General features: G+C 52.9%; 10 protein-coding genes and 1 riboswitch. Of the genes, 2 read left to right on the top strand and 8 right to left on the bottom strand.

Annotation, left to right across the window (positions count from 1 at the left end; all coding sequences use genetic code 11):
- Positions 1 to 19 precede the first annotated feature (19 nt).
- Positions 20 to 925 (bottom strand): AraC family transcriptional regulator, encoded by a 906-nt coding sequence (locus ACLB09_RS20300; RefSeq protein WP_410771672.1) that lies wholly within the window; start codon positions 923 to 925, stop codon positions 20 to 22.
- A gap of 144 nt (positions 926 to 1,069) precedes the next feature.
- Between ACLB09_RS20300 and ACLB09_RS20295 the strand changes: the two genes are divergently transcribed.
- A complete protein-coding gene (locus ACLB09_RS20295; RefSeq protein WP_410771671.1) occupies positions 1,070 to 3,214 on the top strand; it encodes a glycoside hydrolase family 52 protein in 2,145 nt (714 codons plus the stop codon).
- Positions 3,215 to 3,285: 71 nt separating this feature from the next.
- Here the strand turns inward: ACLB09_RS20295 and ACLB09_RS20290 are convergent, their stop codons facing one another.
- The 5 genes from ACLB09_RS20290 to ACLB09_RS20270 all read right to left on the bottom strand — a co-directional run bounded on the left by ACLB09_RS20290 (position 3,286) and on the right by ACLB09_RS20270 (position 8,455).
- Entirely contained in the window at positions 3,286 to 4,464 is a 1,179-nt protein-coding gene (locus tag ACLB09_RS20290) for a GGDEF domain-containing protein (RefSeq protein ID WP_410771670.1), read from the bottom strand.
- A 189-nt stretch (positions 4,465 to 4,653) separates the two neighbouring features.
- The gene (locus tag ACLB09_RS20285) at positions 4,654 to 5,625 is read right to left on the bottom strand and encodes a DMT family transporter (RefSeq protein WP_410771669.1); all 972 of its coding nucleotides are present in this window, start codon (positions 5,623 to 5,625) and stop codon (positions 4,654 to 4,656) included.
- A 125-nt stretch (positions 5,626 to 5,750) separates the two neighbouring features.
- Positions 5,751 to 5,901, bottom strand: a riboswitch (FMN riboswitch).
- A gap of 206 nt (positions 5,902 to 6,107) precedes the next feature.
- The gene (locus ACLB09_RS20280) at positions 6,108 to 6,974 is read right to left on the bottom strand and encodes a MetQ/NlpA family ABC transporter substrate-binding protein (RefSeq protein ID WP_410771668.1); all 867 of its coding nucleotides are present in this window, start codon (positions 6,972 to 6,974) and stop codon (positions 6,108 to 6,110) included.
- Between the two features lie 46 nt (positions 6,975 to 7,020).
- Positions 7,021 to 7,683 (bottom strand): methionine ABC transporter permease, encoded by a 663-nt coding sequence (locus ACLB09_RS20275; RefSeq protein WP_410771822.1) that lies wholly within the window; start codon positions 7,681 to 7,683, stop codon positions 7,021 to 7,023.
- A gap of 10 nt (positions 7,684 to 7,693) precedes the next feature.
- Positions 7,694 to 8,455 (bottom strand): methionine ABC transporter ATP-binding protein, encoded by a 762-nt coding sequence (locus ACLB09_RS20270; protein WP_410771667.1) that lies wholly within the window; start codon positions 8,453 to 8,455, stop codon positions 7,694 to 7,696.
- Positions 8,456 to 8,671: 216 nt separating this feature from the next.
- On the opposite strand from ACLB09_RS20270, the gene ACLB09_RS20265 reads away from it, so the two are divergent.
- A complete protein-coding gene (locus tag ACLB09_RS20265) occupies positions 8,672 to 9,676 on the top strand; it encodes a hypothetical protein (RefSeq protein ID WP_410771666.1) in 1,005 nt (334 codons plus the stop codon).
- A 592-nt stretch (positions 9,677 to 10,268) separates the two neighbouring features.
- Here the strand turns inward: ACLB09_RS20265 and ACLB09_RS20260 are convergent.
- Together ACLB09_RS20260 and ACLB09_RS20255 are read right to left on the bottom strand one after the other, a co-directional pair.
- Positions 10,269 to 16,655: an S-layer homology domain-containing protein gene (locus tag ACLB09_RS20260; RefSeq protein ID WP_410771665.1), complete on the bottom strand. Its 6,387-nt coding sequence runs from the start codon at positions 16,653 to 16,655 to the stop codon at positions 10,269 to 10,271.
- Between the two features lie 209 nt (positions 16,656 to 16,864).
- Positions 16,865 to 17,542: an MOSC domain-containing protein gene (locus tag ACLB09_RS20255; RefSeq protein WP_410771664.1), complete on the bottom strand. Its 678-nt coding sequence runs from the start codon at positions 17,540 to 17,542 to the stop codon at positions 16,865 to 16,867.
- Positions 17,543 to 17,577 lie beyond the last annotated feature (35 nt).

Below are 17,577 nucleotides of genomic sequence, written 5' to 3'. Positions count from 1 at the left end.
CCAGCTCCGAATATCATCGTCAAATATGAAACCTTGCCCGGAATTTACCCGGCGGCTCCCCGGTCCACCGTTTGAACTGGCGGCTAAAATGCGCGATATCTTTATATCCAAGCCGTATGGACACTTCTTCCACCGAGAGCGTTGGCTCCATGAGCAGGAGCTTGGCCTTCTTCAGCTTCAGTGCCGACAAGTACTGTCGCGGGGACATACCGTAAACGCGGTGAAACATCCGGTTGCAGGAAGAAGCGCTATACCCCAAGCCCTGAGTCACGGCAGCCACGGTTTCCCGTGAGTTATCCCGATAGTCTTCCCCTTCGGCCAGGCCCTCTGCTACCGGCGCTTCTACGCACTTCTCCAGCCCGGCTGCAATCTCGGCGGCGATCCGCGTCATCCGGCTTCCGGAATTCTCGGCCCGGCCTTGTTCGGCAAGCTTTTCGCCCAGCCCAGCAAACAATTCGAACACGGCCGACAACGCCATCATTTTACTCGCCAGCTTCTCCGCGCCTTTTCCGGAAGTAATTGCAATCAATCTATCCAGGCTAGGCCGGATGGCTTGGGCAAGTGGACTATTTTCCTTATAATGAAACGCGCTTCCGCGGCATAGCATCTCTCTCATCACCCGGTCATCCACATTGAAATGCAAGCAATAATAGGTCATCCGCCCGGTACCCTCCGCGCGGCTTTCGTGCACATCTTCCGGTCGTAAAAGCATAAGATCGCCAGGCTCCTGCACGAACTGCTGACCGTTGACGAACATTTCCTGTCTGCCCGCCAGCACCAGATTCACTTCAAATAGCGGATGGGTGTGCCGCGGATAGGACCAATCCTGGGTCACGGTCCGTAAATGGGCCGCAAAGACCTTGAACGTGGAGTCCATATCCGGCAGCACAAATTCGGCTATATGATGCTCTTCGGAAATATTCACGCACCATTCCTCCTTTATACGTCGATTGCAACGAACTGAACGATTTGGATAAATTGATAATCGCTTTGGACATAGGATGAAACCAATTCCGTTGATATAATCAAATTATCATAACGCTTACATAAAGAACAGGAGGCACTCAAGATGGGTAAAAATATATTTTTCAACGCACATCACTCGCCTATGGGGGCTTTCGCCAGCTTTACGCTAGGTTATCCGGGCAAGAGCGGCGGATTCGACCTGGAGCTCGGTAGCCCTCCAAACCAGAATATATATATCGGCCTTCAGGAAGATGGGGAGCAGCGGTACAAAGCCCTGCCCTTTTTCGGCGATGGGCAGGATGAACGGGACCGCTACACCAGCGAACAGGATGAATCCGGGGAGGCCAAGAAGGACGCGCTGATTGTTCCTTTTCCCCGGGAAGGCATTACACGCCGCTTTGGCGCGGCTACCGACGAATGGCAAGCCGGGGATTTGACCTTCCGGTTGTATTCTCCGTTCAGCAGCGTTCCCGACCCGGCTTCCGCTTCCGCGGGCAGCGACGAGCTTCGCTCCGCGCTGATGCCGGCGGTACTGGCGGAGATTACCGTCGACAATACCCGGGGCACATCTGCCCGGAAGGCCTTCTTCGGCTTCCAAGGCAGCGATCCTTATTCCGCCGTCCGGCGGCTGGAGGATAACACGGACGGCGTCATCACCGGCGTCGGCCAAGGCCGCCATACCGCGATCGCAACCAACGACAAGCGAGTTAAAAGCGCCGGTTTCTTTACGATGGAAGGCATCCTGGAACCGAAGGTCGAAGAAAACTTACGGTTCGGACTAGGTCCGGTAGGCGCCTTGCTGATGGATACGCCGGCAGGCGAAAAAGCGACGTACCGTTTTGCCCTATGTTTCTACAAAGCCGGATATGTGACGACGGGAATGGATGCTTCCTACTACTACACCCGCTATTTTTCCAATATTGAAGAAGTGGCTGCCTATGCCCTGGAGCATTTTGAGGAGAAAGCGGAGGCGGCGCGCCACAGCGATGAACTGGTTGCGGGAGCTTCGCATCTGAACGATGACCAACGTTTCATGTTGGCGCATGCCATCCGCAGCTACTACGGCTCCACAGAGCTGCTCGACCATCAGGGGGAACCGCTGTGGATCGTGAATGAAGGCGAATACCGCATGATCAATACGTTCGATCTGACGGTAGACCAACTGTTCTATGAACTGAAGATGAATCCGTGGACCGTCAAAAACGAGCTGGACCTGTTCGTCAAACGCTACAGCTATGAAGACACGGTGCGCCTTCCGGGCGATGATACGGTCTATCCCGGAGGCATCAGTTTTACGCACGATATGGGCGTGGCCAATTCTTTTTCGCGTCCCGGTTACTCGTCCTATGAATTGCATGCCATCGAAGATTGCTTCTCCCACATGACCCATGAGCAGCTTGTCAACTGGGTATTATGCGCTTCGGTCTACGTTGAACAAACCGGGGACAAAACCTGGCTGGAGAGCAATCTCGCCATCTTCGAACAATGCCTGGAAAGCATGGTCAACCGGGATCATCCGGACCCGGCGCAGCGGACGGGAATCATGGGGCTCGACAGTTCAAGAACGATGGGCGGCGCGGAGATTACCACGTATGACAGTCTGGACGTCTCGCTCGGCCAGGCGCGTAACAATATTTATCTGGCGGGGAAAAGCTGGGCGGCTTACATCGCCATGGAGAAATTGTTCCTGGCGAGCGGCCGTCCGGAGTACGGTGCCTTGGCCGGAGAACAAGCGGAACGCTGCGCCCGTACGATAACCGGGCATCTGCTACCGGGCGGGTACATCCCTGCCGTCATCCAGGAGAATAATGACTCCAAAATCATTCCCGCGATTGAGGGCCTCGTCTTCCCGCTGTATACGGGATGCCGGGAAGCACTCGACGAGAACGGACGGTTCGGGGATTATATCTCGGCGCTGAAAACTCATTTGCGCACCATACTCGTCCCGGGCATCTGCCTGTTTGAAGACGGCGGCTGGAAGCTGTCCTCGACCAGCAACAACTCCTGGCTCAGCAAAATTTATCTGTGCCAGTTCATCGCGCGCCATATCCTCGGCCTCCCTTGGGAGAAACAGGGACTGGCCGCCGATGCGGCCCATGTTGCCTGGCTGACCTCCAGCCAAAATGCATACTGGAGCTGGAGCGATCAGATCCTGGCGGGCACCGTTTGCGGCAGCAGGTACTACCCGCGCGGGGTCACCTCCATTCTGTGGTTGGAAGAAAACGGAACCGAGCTTTCCAAAGCTTAAAACTTCAATCAAAAAGGCTGGCAGGTCGTCCTATTTCCGACGATCTTGCCAGCCTCTTTTTACGGAAGGAACTACACTCCCTGTATACCTTCGACACGGTTTCGGGCGACCCGGTTTCTGCCTTCCTCTTTAGCCAGATAAAGAGCCTGATCCGCTAATTTATAGAGATGCTCCAGTAGTATGCCGGAGCCGGGAATTACCGTAATGACCCCCATACTGATCGTATATTCGACACCCTGGCCTCCCCGTTCATTCTGCTCCACGGCAAGCTTCAGCGCCTGAGCCATCTCGTCGGACATCACTTCATCCGCTCCCGGAAGCAAAATGGCGAACTCATCGCCTCCGTATCGCCCGAGCAGCCCTCCCTCGCCTAATTTCCCCCGCACTTTGGCGGTGAAATTCCGCAGCACCTCATCTCCGACATCATGCCCGTAAGTATCGTTAATCAATTTAAAATCATCGAGATCCAACAGGATGAAGGATACCGGCCTTTGTTTTTTTTCATTGGCGTCGAGATGACGTTTCGCTTCCAGAATGAACGTTCTGCGGTTCAGTGCTCCCGTCAAATCATCGTAGCTTGCCAACTTAAGCAGTTCCATATCGGCCTTCTCTTTGGAAAGCAGCACGAATCCCGTGTTTCCCAAGGTCATGATGAGGTACAGGCACAGGAAAGATAAATTCCGGTACAAATTCGGTTCGAACATCGTTACTTCCCCGGTGGAAAACCAGGACATCACCGTGCGGACCAGCAAGCCCGCAGCCACTATGAAATACATATAGCCGACCAGAACGCTGAGCGTCGACCTTTCCTTCGAACCGATCATCCGAAAAACAGGCGGAAAAAGGAAGGCGGCAATCGATAAAGAAACGATGGAAATGCGAAGAACCTCCGCATTATGGAACAGAACAACCAGATTATAGGCACCGACCGATATAAGCATGAGTAAGTAATAATATCGTCTGGATCGCCCGCCGTATCCTCCCGTAACTTTCAGCAATGCCATGGTTTCCAACGCAACTCCGCACAAAAATATACTATTCGCTAGCGAAAGAAAAGCCATTTGGAAGGCAAGTCCCGGGATGGCCAATATTCCCCAGGTGGCCGATTGAAACCATTTCGCTACGTAGAACGTATTCACTGCCGTATCCTTGGCCTGCCTGTGCCTGTATGCCGTTATAAGCAGAACGGTAAACAAATGACCGAGGGCAAGCAGGACGAAGACGGTTTTCATATCCAAAATGAAAGGCATAATTTTGAGATCATCCATTTCTTATCCGAGTCGGAAGTTTATTACAGCAAAAATTAAAAATATACCCCCAGACCTTTCGCTAAAGTTATGGAAAAATCCTTCTTTTCCATAACCGGTATAAACAAAAAAAGAAGGTCCCCGACAATTTTCTTGTCGGAAACCTTACTAAAAAAGTCTTATTATGGCTGGTTATGAAGCCGCCGGATTTGAATTGCTCTGTCTGGAAATAGCGAACAGCGCCGCCCAAATCAGAACGAATCCTACAATCTGAGCCGGTGTAACCAATTGTTGAAAAGCGATCCAGTTCAGCAGCACGCCTACCATCGGGAAGCTGAGCTCGGCAAGCGTGGCTACGGACGCTTTCGTTGTAGTCAATCCTTTATAGTAAACCAGAAGGCTGAGCAATCCCGGCAAAAGCGCTTGCCCAAGCATATTCAGGGAAAAGGCGGTCAGTCCGGATGCGCTGGAAGGCAGATGCCAGGCGGCTCCTTCATTCCAGGTTACTGCGAGCAACAGCGGCAAAGCCAAAATAAAGCGCAGCGAGGTCACCGTTTCGTACTTCATCTGTCCCACCATCAAACGGCCCATAACTGTGGAACCGCCCCATAACGCAGCGGCGCCGAGTGATAACAAGCTGCCCACTTGAACGAAATCGTTCCAATGACCGATCGGAATCTCAAAGCCGAAGGTCAACAAATAAGTACCGACAAGCGCCAAAATGAACAACATTGAGAAGTGGCGCGGCAAGGACTCTTTCAACAAAAATCTCGCCAAAATAATGGCGAACAACGGCTGCAGTTTTTGCAGCAGCAATACCGCGTTGGCGTTCCCGTTCGCCAGCCCCATCGTAAACAAAATGGTGGCGATCGCCGAACCTCCCCAGGAAATAAAGAGCAGCGCCCCTGCCTGCTTCCAGCCTATACCCATAAGCTCGCGGCGGTTTTTCCACAAAATCGGCGCCACGCAGAGCGCGATGATAATATGCTCCACCAAAACGATTTGCGCCGAAGTGATCGACTTCAGCAAGATCAGACGAAACAGCGGATCAACGCCCCATAAAGCGGCCCCGAGAACGACCAGCCAGAAACCGCTCTTTGAACGGGTGCCCGGTACCGACAACGGCGGACTAACTTGAACTCTTACACTTGATGCATTTTCCATATTCCTGACTCCTTCTTGAATATGGGGTCTACGCAGAAAGCCCCCGTCATTGACGAACGTCAACATACACGGGGGCTGATCAAATAAGCTTGCGGGGCGCAAAAATGGTTTGCCGCATGCCTATCATTGATCTTCTCCCATCCGGACTTTACCGTCGGCCTTGGAATTTCACCAAATCAGTCGTTATTCTTACAGAATAACGAGTCGCGGGCTAAAGCCATCTGAAGGATGACTATCACCGCCGGTCAGGAATTTCACCTTACCCCGAAGATCCATATTCATTTTAATTTTTAATGTTTTATGGGTTGCTTTCATAGTACTTCGCCTTGGCGCTAATTCTCTGTAACAATCATCACATGAAAACAACCTATGACTTATTTTATGAAAGTAAACCTCATTTGCAACAATTATACATTATAATATTCTTTTTGTAACCTGCTAATTTTTTGATAGTGAGCTTGACCTGTGATCCAGTAACGAATTTATTCGAATGCCGGAATGGCAATTTCGCTGTACTCCGTCTCCAAAAACTGCTTCACTTCAGGACCGGACAAACGTTCCGCCAATTTCTTGACCGGCTCGGAATCCTGGTTATCCGCACGGGCCACCATCGTAATCGCAAAGGCCGAATCCGTCGTTTCCGTCAGGAGTGCATCTTTCTTCGGCGTCAAGCCCAGCGGGCTGGCATAGGCCGGTGTCATCAACACCAGATCAGCGTCATCCAGCATCCGGGCCAACATCAGCAGATCGACTTCTTCGAATTTGAATTTTTTCGTATTCTCCGTAATATCCGCCACCGTAGCGTTAATCCCGACTCCTTCCTTCAACTTGATAAATCCGGCCTTCTCCAGCATGACAAGCGAACGCCCTGTATTCGACGGGTCATTGGCGATGGCAATCGTAGCTCCTTCGGGCAACTCTTCCATGCTCTTATAACGTTTGGAATACGCACCATAAACCGCATGATAAACAGGCTGCACGGCCACTAGCTCGCTATTCGTGCTCTCGTTGTATTGGTTCATATAAGGCACATGTTGAAAAAAGTTGGCGTCAACTTCCTTGTTGGCCAACGCATCATTCGGCTGAATATTGTCGGAAAGCACGACCAATTCCAGGTTAATGCCGTCTTCTTTAAGCAGCGGCTTAACCAATTCCAAAATTTCCGTCATCGGCGGAATCAGGGTAGCTACTTTCAAAGTTACTTCCTTGGTTTCAGCTTCTTGGGCAGCGGGAGCATCCCCTTGTCGTTCCTGCGCATCGTTATTTTTGGTGTTCCCGTTCCCGCAACCGGCGACAACCACCATAAGCAAGACTAACAACCCTAACATCCATTTTTTGTTCTTGTTCATCTCCAACATCCTTCCAAAGTGAATTTCGTTCTCTTTTTCTAATTGATTATCTTTTATCCAGCCATCTTGAGATCATACTCCCTGCAAATTGAACCAATTGCACCAGAACAATCATCAATATAATGACCGCCGCCATCAACTCGGTCTCAAACCGCTGGTAACCATACCGGATGGCAAAATCGCCGACCCCGCCGCCCCCAACGACGCCCATCACCGTAGAATAAGAGATAAAGCTGATGGTCGACGTCGTTAGTCCAAGCACCAGACCGGACCGCGCTTCCACAAACAGAAACTTGCAGACGATGTCCAGCTTGGAGGAGCCCATCGATTGGGCGGCTTCCACCACGCCGCGCGGCACCTCCAGCAACGACTGCTCCACTTGCCTAGCATAAATCGCGATCGATACGATCCCGAGGGGCACAGAGGCTGCCACGGTGCCGATTGCCGTACCCACCAGAAAACGGGTGACGGGAATCATAAATACGACGAGCAGCAGAAACGGAAACGACCGGACCACGTTCACGAAACCGTTAAGGATGACGGACCAGGTCTTATTCTCGCGAAGCTGCCCTTTAGCGGTGAGAAAGAGCATCGTGCCTAGCGGAAGGCCGAGCAAAATCGCAGCCAAAACCGAGATACCCACCATTAAAAAGGTTTCTCCGACCGCTTCGGCGATTTGGGTGCGATACTCCATGAACTTCTCCAGCATCAGTGAAAAATCAAACACCTTGCACCCCCGCATCCCCGAGCAATTGCTCCCGGTAAGACGGTCTCTGGATTATATCGCTCTTTCCGGGCCGCGCTTCCAGCTCGAAACCGTCCGTCAACCGCCCTTGTTCCACCACGGATACGGCGTGACAGACCTCCTTTACGACATCCATTTCATGGGTGACGATCACGATGGTAACACCCAGCGTCTCATTGATATGCCTCAAGACATCCAAAATTTCCGCCGTCGTGCCGGGATCCAGCGAGGAGGTCGGTTCATCGCAGAGCAGCACGGAAGGCCGGTGAGCAAGCGCACGGGCGATCGCCACCCGCTGTTTCTGTCCGCCGCTCAGCATCGCCGGATATTGACGCGCCTTATCCAGCAGCCCGACAAACTTCAAACATTCCTGTACCCGTTCTTTCCGCTGCTTTTTCCCGATCCCGGAAAGTTCCAGAGGAACCGATACATTTCCGCTCACCGTCCGGTTATTCAGCAAATGAAATTGCTGAAAAATCATCCCGATCGATCTTCGGGCCAATCGCAGCTCCTTCTCGGGCAAAGTGGTCAAATCCTTCCCGCCGACCATGACTTTTCCCCGATCGGGAAGCTCCAGCACATTCATCATGCGCAGCAATGTTGACTTTCCCGCTCCGCTAGGACCGATAATCCCGTGAATCGTCCCTTCGCGAACCGTGAGTGAAACCGATTGAACCGCTTCAAATATCCCTTCTCCGGATTTATAACTTTTGCTGACCTCTTGAAGGGAAATCATGATCCTCACCCCGCTCCGACGCCCGAAATGGTTGTATTATTAATTTTCAAACACTGTTATATCATTCAATTCCTTTTGATTATAGTTCATTATAGTTTCTGTGTCACTAATAATGATTTATTATTTCATGAATAGAATAAATTTTGAAACATTTATTATCCGTAAAGCGTTTAAAGAATACTAAAGATATCAACATCCCGAGAGGAGAATCACAACATGACCCAGATGAAAAAAAGCAAGCTCATTGCAGCTTTGATCGTCTCCACGGCGCTGGTCCTCAGTGCGTGCGGGGATAAATCGGACACGGCAAACAACACTTCGAATGCCGTTCAGGACAGCAACCCTCCCGCCCAAAACGATCATCCCGGCAAGACGCCGGATAACGGTTCCGCCGGAGAGGTAACGGAATCGGAGCAGGATCAGTTGGTCGCCGAATTCGACGCCTTGCTTCAACAAGAAGGCAACAAACTTCCGGAAGCTTTCGATTTTATCGAAAAGCATGCGGATAGTTTGACGCCTGAACGGGTTTCCCATTTGCTGTTGTCGGTGGAAGATGCCCAGATTGCAGCTTTGGGAAGCCTTGCGGACCGTTTTTACGAAGCGAATACCCAGGAGCAGATTGCCAAGTTATTCGAGGTCGGCGATTCTTTGGATGAATTGATCGGCAAGGCGACCGACGAAAAACTTAAAGCTTTGCTTACGGAAACCAAGAACAGCGGCTACCAGCTCGATCCGACCGAAGGCATGTTCAATCCGGACCCCGATTATAGCGTAACTGCGGCGTATGCCGGCAAAGCCACTGTGGACGTAACGGATTATATGCAGTTGAAGGCTAAGGAATCCGCAGAACGCTCGCTTCGCGACGCCGCCCTTGTCATCGGTTGGGATGAGCTTCTGACCCGGGCGCTCTCCGCCGAAAGCTTCACCAAGCAATATCCGGACTCCAAGCGAATCAAAGAGGTCGAATCCATGCTTACCAATTACACGACGACGGTATTTTACGGAGCGAATAATACCCCGTTATTTGGTTACGACAGCAAGCAAATGGATCCGGAGGCCCAAAAAGCCTATGAATCGGCGCTTAAAGGAGCTGATTCCGAAGCCAGCCCCCTGCTGGACGATCTGAAGGTATTTATGGACGCAGCCGCAAAGAACAAATACAAACTCACGGAATCGCTGGAGCAATTGCGCGGCGAACTGGCGCCGATGAATTACGAGTAAACCAGACCAAATGACCGGATGAGAGCTTGAAAAGATTCTTTGAAGGTAATGGAAGTAAAGGTCGATCCCTAATGAAGGTTGGTCACGGTCGGAGGTTGGTCACGGTCAGCGGTTGGTCTCAGCGGGGACGATCTCGACCGACGGTTGATCTTGGCTGATGTTTGGTCTCGGTCGCGAGCGTCTCATCCGGCGGTCGGTCTCGTCTGCGGTTGATCTCGGCGGGTGGATTCCGGTCGGCGGTTCGTCACAGCTGATTCAATCTCAGCCACATTGGACCTTCCGCGATTGGTCTCGGCTAACGGACACCACGGCCCTTAAAGCGCCGAAATCACGGCATTTCAAATTCTAACGGACATGATAGCCCTTAAATGCTTGTTGAACGCCTATTTTCGGGGTAATGGAGTGAGTTAAGGGCCTCTGTGTCCGTTAGATTTGCAAAGCAGCCATTTTCGATCCAATAGCGGCCCTGGTGTCCGTTAGTTTGAGATTGGCTCCGCAAACTTAGCAGATACTTAACAAAAAGACCGCCGGAGCAACTTGCTCCGGCGGTCTTTCTTCATTTTTGGCGACGGCGGATGGATTTTCCGCCTTGTCACGGATTCATAAACTGTCCCCGCACCAACAGGCGCGACAGTACGACTGCCGCTTCCGCACGGCTTGTGATGCTTTGCGGTGCGAACCGTTCCTCCGATTGTCCCTGCATAATTCCTGCATCAAGCAGGGTTTGCACGTCTTCGCGCGCCCAATCGTGAATTCGATCAACGTCCTGGAAGCTGCCAGGACGAGCGGCTGATGGCAAATCGCCATCCGCATCAAGCAGCTTCAAGGCCCGAGCCGCCATGACAGCCATCTCTTCGCGGCTGATTGCGGCGTTCGGACGGAAGGTTCCGTCGGCATATCCCTGAATCAGGCCGGCTTCGGCGGCCGCGGAAGCCGCCTCATGGAACCAGTCGCCCGGCTTCACATCCCCAAAGCGACCGCTGTCAGGACCTCTGCGCAGATCCATCGCCCGTACCAGCATCGCCACAAACTCGGCTCGCGTCACGGATTGCCCTGGCCCAAAGCGGCCGTCCGGGAAGCCGTTTACGATCATCCGGGAAGCAAGCTTCCCGATGTCACTGTTTGCCCAGTGACCGGCGAGGTCGGAGAATGTTTTTTCGTTCAACGCCACGGTAAATAATCCGTTTGCGTCGGTCTTGAACGTAACCGTAGTCGATCCGTCCGAGTTAGCCTGGAACAAGGCCGGCACATAACGGAGCGTACCGGTGGAAGGATCGTAGTGAAGTCCGACCGCAGTTTGCGGATTCCAGGTTCCTTCCAGCGTAAGCAGACGTTCCACAGTTCCCGGACCATACCGGGAGATCGGCGTTTCTTTTACGCCCTCTGTTACAGAAACCTTAAATTCAGCGGCATTTCCCTGCAGCTTAAAGCCTTGTTTGTCTGCTGCTTGAGCAATGCCGGATTGCGCTTGCTCGGTATCCGTAAGCTTCGTCAAGCTGAACTTCACGACCGCTTGATCGGCATCGCCAACCCCAGCCTGGTTCAAGGTGCCTTCCACATAACTTAACGGGAAGCGAACCTCCGCCTTCGCTGTGGTATCGACCACCGACAGAATAGCGTCAGAATGGGACGAAGCTGCCGCAAGAAGAGCCCCCGCATTGAAGCTTGCGTTTCCTTGATCGTCCGTTTTAATTTCGATCCGGCTTTGGCCGGATGCAAGAGCCGCTTTCAATTGGTCGTCGAAGGAAGTGGTCCCGGTTGTTGAAGGTATCGTAACGGAACCCCCGCCCCCACTACCGTTGCCACTGCCATTGCCTCCGCCGTTGTTCTCCGGGTTTCCTGGTTGCTCGGGAACGCCCGGATCAACGACCGGCCGCTTGGCGGAAGCGAAGCCCTGGTTAATTTCCTTGAAGATGAATCCCCCCGCCGGATTGGACACCATCTTCATCCGGTCGCCGCGCACGATGACATTGTCTACCGTCGCGGAGCCTTTCAGGTTCGGCGTTACGTCAACGCCATGGGTGCCTGCACCGTCGATAACCAGATTTTGCAGCAACACATCGTTCACCGTAAAATCCCCATGCATGATCAGACCGGAATACGTGCTGTCCTTCGCCACATTGTCGCGAACGACGATCTTTCCGTTCATATTGCTTTCCCCGGCAAATAACCACAGCGCCCCCAGGCTGACGCCATAGCCGGTATCGTAGCTGCCGGTGCGGATCAGCGTATTGCGTTCCACTACCGTGGTTCCTTCGAACGGTTCCGCATTAAACCGGGTTGAAACCGCGATGCCCGCCCCGTTCGTTACCGTATCTTTTACTAGATTATCTTGTATTTTGTTGTCCTTACCGCCGAATACGACGATATTGTCGGCAAGCCACGGCAAGGCAACCGTATTAAAGCGCGCCGTATTGTTTACGCTAGGCGTCCGTTCCGCTCCGTTCACTTCGCCCAGCTTCGGATCGGTGAACGACCACATGGCAATGCCGTCGTCCCCCGGGTAACGGATGTCGCTCTGCTCCATCATGCTGTTTCCGGTGCCTACCGCAAAATTGATGCCATCCGCCATCAGATTGCGGATACGAAGTCCCATCATGTACAATCCGTTCGTGCGTGCGGTCTCTCCGATCGGCTGGGTCAGCCAGAGACCGGCCTTCGTATGCTCGATCCATACATGCTGGATGACCGAACCCGGACCGAACGCTCCATGGAATGCATTCGTAATGGCTTCGTCATCGCGGACGTTAATACCGCCGTCGATCAGCAAATCGTAGACCTCAACCTTGCCTCCATGCCCCAAAAATTTGGCCCCGTTCAAAGTCGTATGCCACATTCCCGCGCCACGGATCACCGCCGATTCCAGATCCAGCAGTTCATCGCCGAAATCAAACGTGCCTTCCGGGAACCAGACGCCTTTCCCCTGGTTCGCCGCAGCCGTCAGGGCGTCTTTAAATGCCGCAGTATCGTCCATGCCGTCATTCGGAACCGCCCCAAAATCGGTTACGGACAAAAATCCTTCCGCAGGCATTCCATACGCATCCTCCACCTGTTCCATTTCCACCAGGTCGATGACATAGGATTCTGCCAGGTCGCCGGCATTTTTTTGCAGCTTGATGACCGCGCCAGCCGGAACGTCGCCGATCAGCGCATGAATTTCATCAAAGAAGCGGTGTCCGCTGCCTTGACGCGGATCGTTCGACCAAGGATAGCTGCCGTATTCCCAGGCATACTTGGAAGTCAGGCGCAAAGTTTGTTTGAATACGCCGTCCACGTATAAGGACAAGGTTTCGTCCGCGCCTTGCCCGTCGGCGCTGTCCGGAATCGAATAACGGAGTACCAGGGAATTGGCCGGTTCGGCGAGCGAAAACTCGACGAAATCACCGCTCCGGTTCAGGCTCACCGCCTGACGCCCGGAAGCCTCGGAAGCGATGCTGCGGAATTTGCGCGAAGGCCCGATGATCGTGCCGTTAATCTCGCCATCCTCCGCTTCATAACTGGTGTATGACACAGTAGCTCCGCGGTAGTTTTTGTTTATGCTATTTTTCACCGTCAAGGAGTCGATGGCCCTAATGTCTTGGCCTCCCTGGGTACCTTCCAGCGAAACCGAGTTCATGCCGCTGCGCAAATTCAGCTTCACCTCAGCCGTTCTCCAGCCGCCTTCCTGCGAGAGAGACAACTCTTGCTGCAGATAGCCGTTGACGACAAGTTGAAGCCGCCCCTCTGCACCAGAGACATTTCGGTAGCGGATAATGCCGTCGTATTCCCCGGCTTGATCACTATGGGCGGCAAAGCGAAGAACATTGTCGCCGCTAAATGCATCCGAGGCAAGATACTTCACGTCCGAAGCCACGGCTTCAACCCGCCATAATTCTTCCGCTTGGGATGCGCCTTCTCCATAACCCGCTCCTTGCGCGGTGTCCAGCAATTTCCCCGAGGCTTTTGCATTCGATAATGTGAAGTAACCTAATTTCTCCTCGACAATCCATTGCGAATCCAAGGATTTGCCGGACGCGGCAATTGCTGGCGCGTTCTTATCATTCAGCGCCAGATAATGCCCCGTGACGATGTTCTTGATCAAATGGCGGCCATTGAAATCCTGCATCAGCCATTCGCCGGACGTCGTTGCGCTTGCCGCGTCGGCGTAGACCAGTTTACCGCCTGATTCGGCCAGGACTTTACCGCTTTGATCCTTGGGCGAAATCGTGATTTTGTTTGTATCGTCCTGTGTTGGAGTAGCCGTATTCAGATTACGCGGCTCCGCCATCTCGGGCGTCTTGAATTCTTCCGGCGCCGGGACGAGACTCCATTGCACCGAGCCCCAGGAGGACGGGAGAAGCCCGCGCTCCGCATATCCGGTATTATTTTGCACATGGATATATTCGTCGTCGTAATTGCCATACTGGCTGAGGATCGTCACATTAACTCCGTCTTCCGCCCGCGTCACCGACCAGGACGACGCGCCGTCAACTGCTGGAGAATCGGAGCTGCTCTCCAAAAACGTATAGTCTTCGGTCAAGGTCAGATAATGACCGGTCGCCCGGTTCTTAATCAGCATTGTACCGTTATCCTGTGCGAGAATCGTCCAATGGGAATACCCGTTGTCCGCCTCCAAATTCCCGTACAGCACCACGCCTCCCGGGTTTTCATACAAATAGGAGTCGCCCGTTACGCTCTTGATCCTTACCGGCGTATCCGGGATAGGCTGCTCCGGAATCGTCACGGGTTCGGCGATAAAAGCAGCTTCAGCCCGTTCACCCGCTCCGGATGCCCTGCTCACTTTGAAAACCGGACTTCCTTCTTCATTTTCGGCTGCATACAGGTAATGTCCGGTCCAGCCGCTTTTGATGGTCACTTCATCCGTTCCCGGCTTAGGTTCGACCAGCCATTTAATGCTTCCCCAGACCTCGTATACCTCGGTTCGGGTTTCTACCGGAAGCGCCGGCTCGTCCTCGGCTTCCACCTGGGCATCGGCCAGATTTTGTATGGACAGGGATCGCCCGCTGCCTTTATTTTTCATAATGACCGCACCGCTGCCCCCTGACTGCTGCAAGAACCAGACCGAATAGTCGTCCGGCGCCCCATATGTCGCATCGGCAACGGACTGGGCACTTTCCGAATCTTTTAAGTAGAGCCCACCGCTATTCTTCAATTGGAAACGGAAATAAGGGTTGGTCTGCTCCGTTACGGGGATAAATCTCCACTGCGGACTGCCCCAATTCGGATTAATGACGCTGTACTCCGCATACTTGGTCAGATTTTGCAGCGAAATGAATTTGCTGAAAGGTTCTCCAGGCACTTTATCGATCACGCTGCTGATCACATAAGTACCGCCGCCGAGGTTTTTGGCGCTCCAAATATAGGATTCAGGTACGTTTCCGGGATCTGCGAGCGCAGTTACCTGGATATGACCGTCAGGCATATCGGCAATATTCATGTAATGCCCGGTCTCCCGGTTCTGGAACAACTTGCGTCCCTGATGCTTGACTACAAGCCACTGGTCACGCTGGTCGTCCTCCCGGGGATTTCCGTATTTCAGCGTTCCGTCCTGGTTTTCATAGAGATAAAAAGGCTGCCAGGAATTTTGAATGCGAATGTAAGCGTCTGACCCATCCACCGGCAGGGACGGATCGATCATTTCCCATTGCGCTCCAAGGCTTCCGGCATCTCCGCTGACAATCACGCTATCGCCAGCTCCGAGTGAAATATACTGTCCGGGCAGTCCTTTGTTTTCGATCGTTCGATAATCATCGTAATCTTCCGATGCCGTAAGCGACCATGTATATGTCGCATCCGTCACGCTGACGGGACCGGTCAGCAGGTGATTACCGTCGGTGTTCAAATAATGATTACTGGCGACATTCCGGATTCGCTTACTCGTATCATAATCCTCCACGATCCACAGATACCGGTCGTCGGAAGACCCGCTTCCGCCGCTAATGGCGCCATGTTTCACCGTTCCATTATCCTCATAAAGAAAATCGGTGGCCGCTTTGGCATCACTATAAGCCCCGATCCGGACCGTCGGCAATTCCGACACCGGTTTGACCTTCCATAAGGCGTTTACGCCGTCGGCTCCGCCCGCCCAATCGTTGGAGCGGACGTCATCATCGTCCGGGAATTGAGGATTCATATAGTTTCCGGGCATTTCTGCGTTCTCGAACACGACGAACCCCGGCTGGCCGGTCGCATCCTTCATATTCCACATACTTAAGCCCGGTTTATCCGGTAAGGGATCACCGGTTAAGATCCCCGCCCAGGTCGTTTCGTTCTGCAAAATTACATGTCCGGTCGCCTTGTTACGAATGGTGATCTTCCCGCTTCCGTCCTGTTCAAGCAACCACTGGGCGGATAGATCGTCAGCCGCCTTGACTCCGTGTTTGACTTGTCCGTCCTGCTCAAAAATGACACTCCCGGGGCGCATCAAGCTTTCGATGCGGACCGCTGCATCATCGACGGAGATAAAAGCCCACTGCGGGCTTTCAAACGTAATGTTAATGTCCGAACTGGCTTCGGCAAAGCCAAGCTGGTCTTCTTCGTGAATGACCAGATTCCCTTCCGGCACGCTTGCGCTACGGACAACCATGAACCCGTCCCGGTTGGACTTGTCTATGATCCATTGTTCCGCAGCGGTATCCGACGATTCAGTTGTTGTTAGCGGCTGATTGCGCTGCGTCGTGCGAGCCAGAGATATGTAGTTGCCAGTCTTGCTGTTCCGGATTCGCGAAATGCCGCCTTCCGTCACCACGATCCAGTGAGCCGACTCGTCGCTGGGATTGGTGAGCCCATACCGCACGATACCGTTCGAATCCTCGTACAAATAATTGCTTTTCCATTTGTTCTTGATCATCACTTTTCCTGCGGGAATGTCCCCGGCTCCGGTTCCACCGGCAGCCGCTTGTGCCGGATATGCGGGGAATGCAGACAATATCAACAATACGGCAAGCAATCCCGCAATCATCGGCCTGATTTTTTTCATTTGCTTTGACCTCCTTTATCTTATAGTTTTTTTTCTTCTCCATCTTAAATTAAAAGCGCTTTCAATCCGGTGTGCGTTTGTATGGAAAAAAGGTGCATTATTATGGATTCCGCATCGTTACACATAAAAAGGGCTGCCCCGCGGAACATCATTTCCGTAAGAGCAACCCTTTTAATATTCAAATCAAACCATGGTCATATCACGCCTCTTCAGCCGCCGATCCATCTCCGCTCGGTATCGTTGTCGATCCCTCTCTGCCGTTCTTCCAGCGTGATTCTGCAGCTTGCCGACAATGCCTCCACCGCCAAAATAGCAGAGATCAGCTCCATATTCATCCGGTCATGATAGAGAACGCGGTTCACCGTTTCCAGCGTGATTCCCGCCGGATCCCTCTCTATTAGAGCCAGCGGTTGTCCGATACTCACCCTGCCTTCCCGGAGCACCCTCAGGTAAAAACCGGTAAATCCGGTTTCCTGAAACCACAGAGGCAGCTGCGGAGACGCAAATCGTTTGGCCAGTTTATGGCACGGCGGGCGCGGCTGCGAAACCTGTATCACGGCCTCGCCCCAGGTCAGGATATCGCCGACGCATACATCGTGCTCGGTTATTCCTTCGACCGTCATATTTTCGCCGAAGTCCCCGTAATTCAGATCCTGATTCAGCACCTTGGAAAAATAGCGGTAATGCTCCGCCGAGTGCATGCTGAGCACTTTATTCGGACCACCGTGACGAAGACGGTTAGCCTGGGCGTCTCCCTCCAGAATAAGTTTGGTCAGTTGGAGATCGTGCTGCACGGGATATTTCTGAATCGCCGTAATGACCTCTTTGCCTTCATACACCAGCCTAGCCGGCTGTCCGATATTGACCGACAATAATGTCAGCACCATCCATCTCCTCCGTTCCTACGGTCTTATGACTCGCG

This window comes from Fontibacillus forbon, from assembly GCF_046559655.1.
In the GTDB taxonomy this organism is placed as follows: domain Bacteria; phylum Bacillota; class Bacilli; order Paenibacillales; family Paenibacillaceae; genus Fontibacillus.
This window is presented reverse-complemented; position numbering and strand designations above follow the sequence as displayed.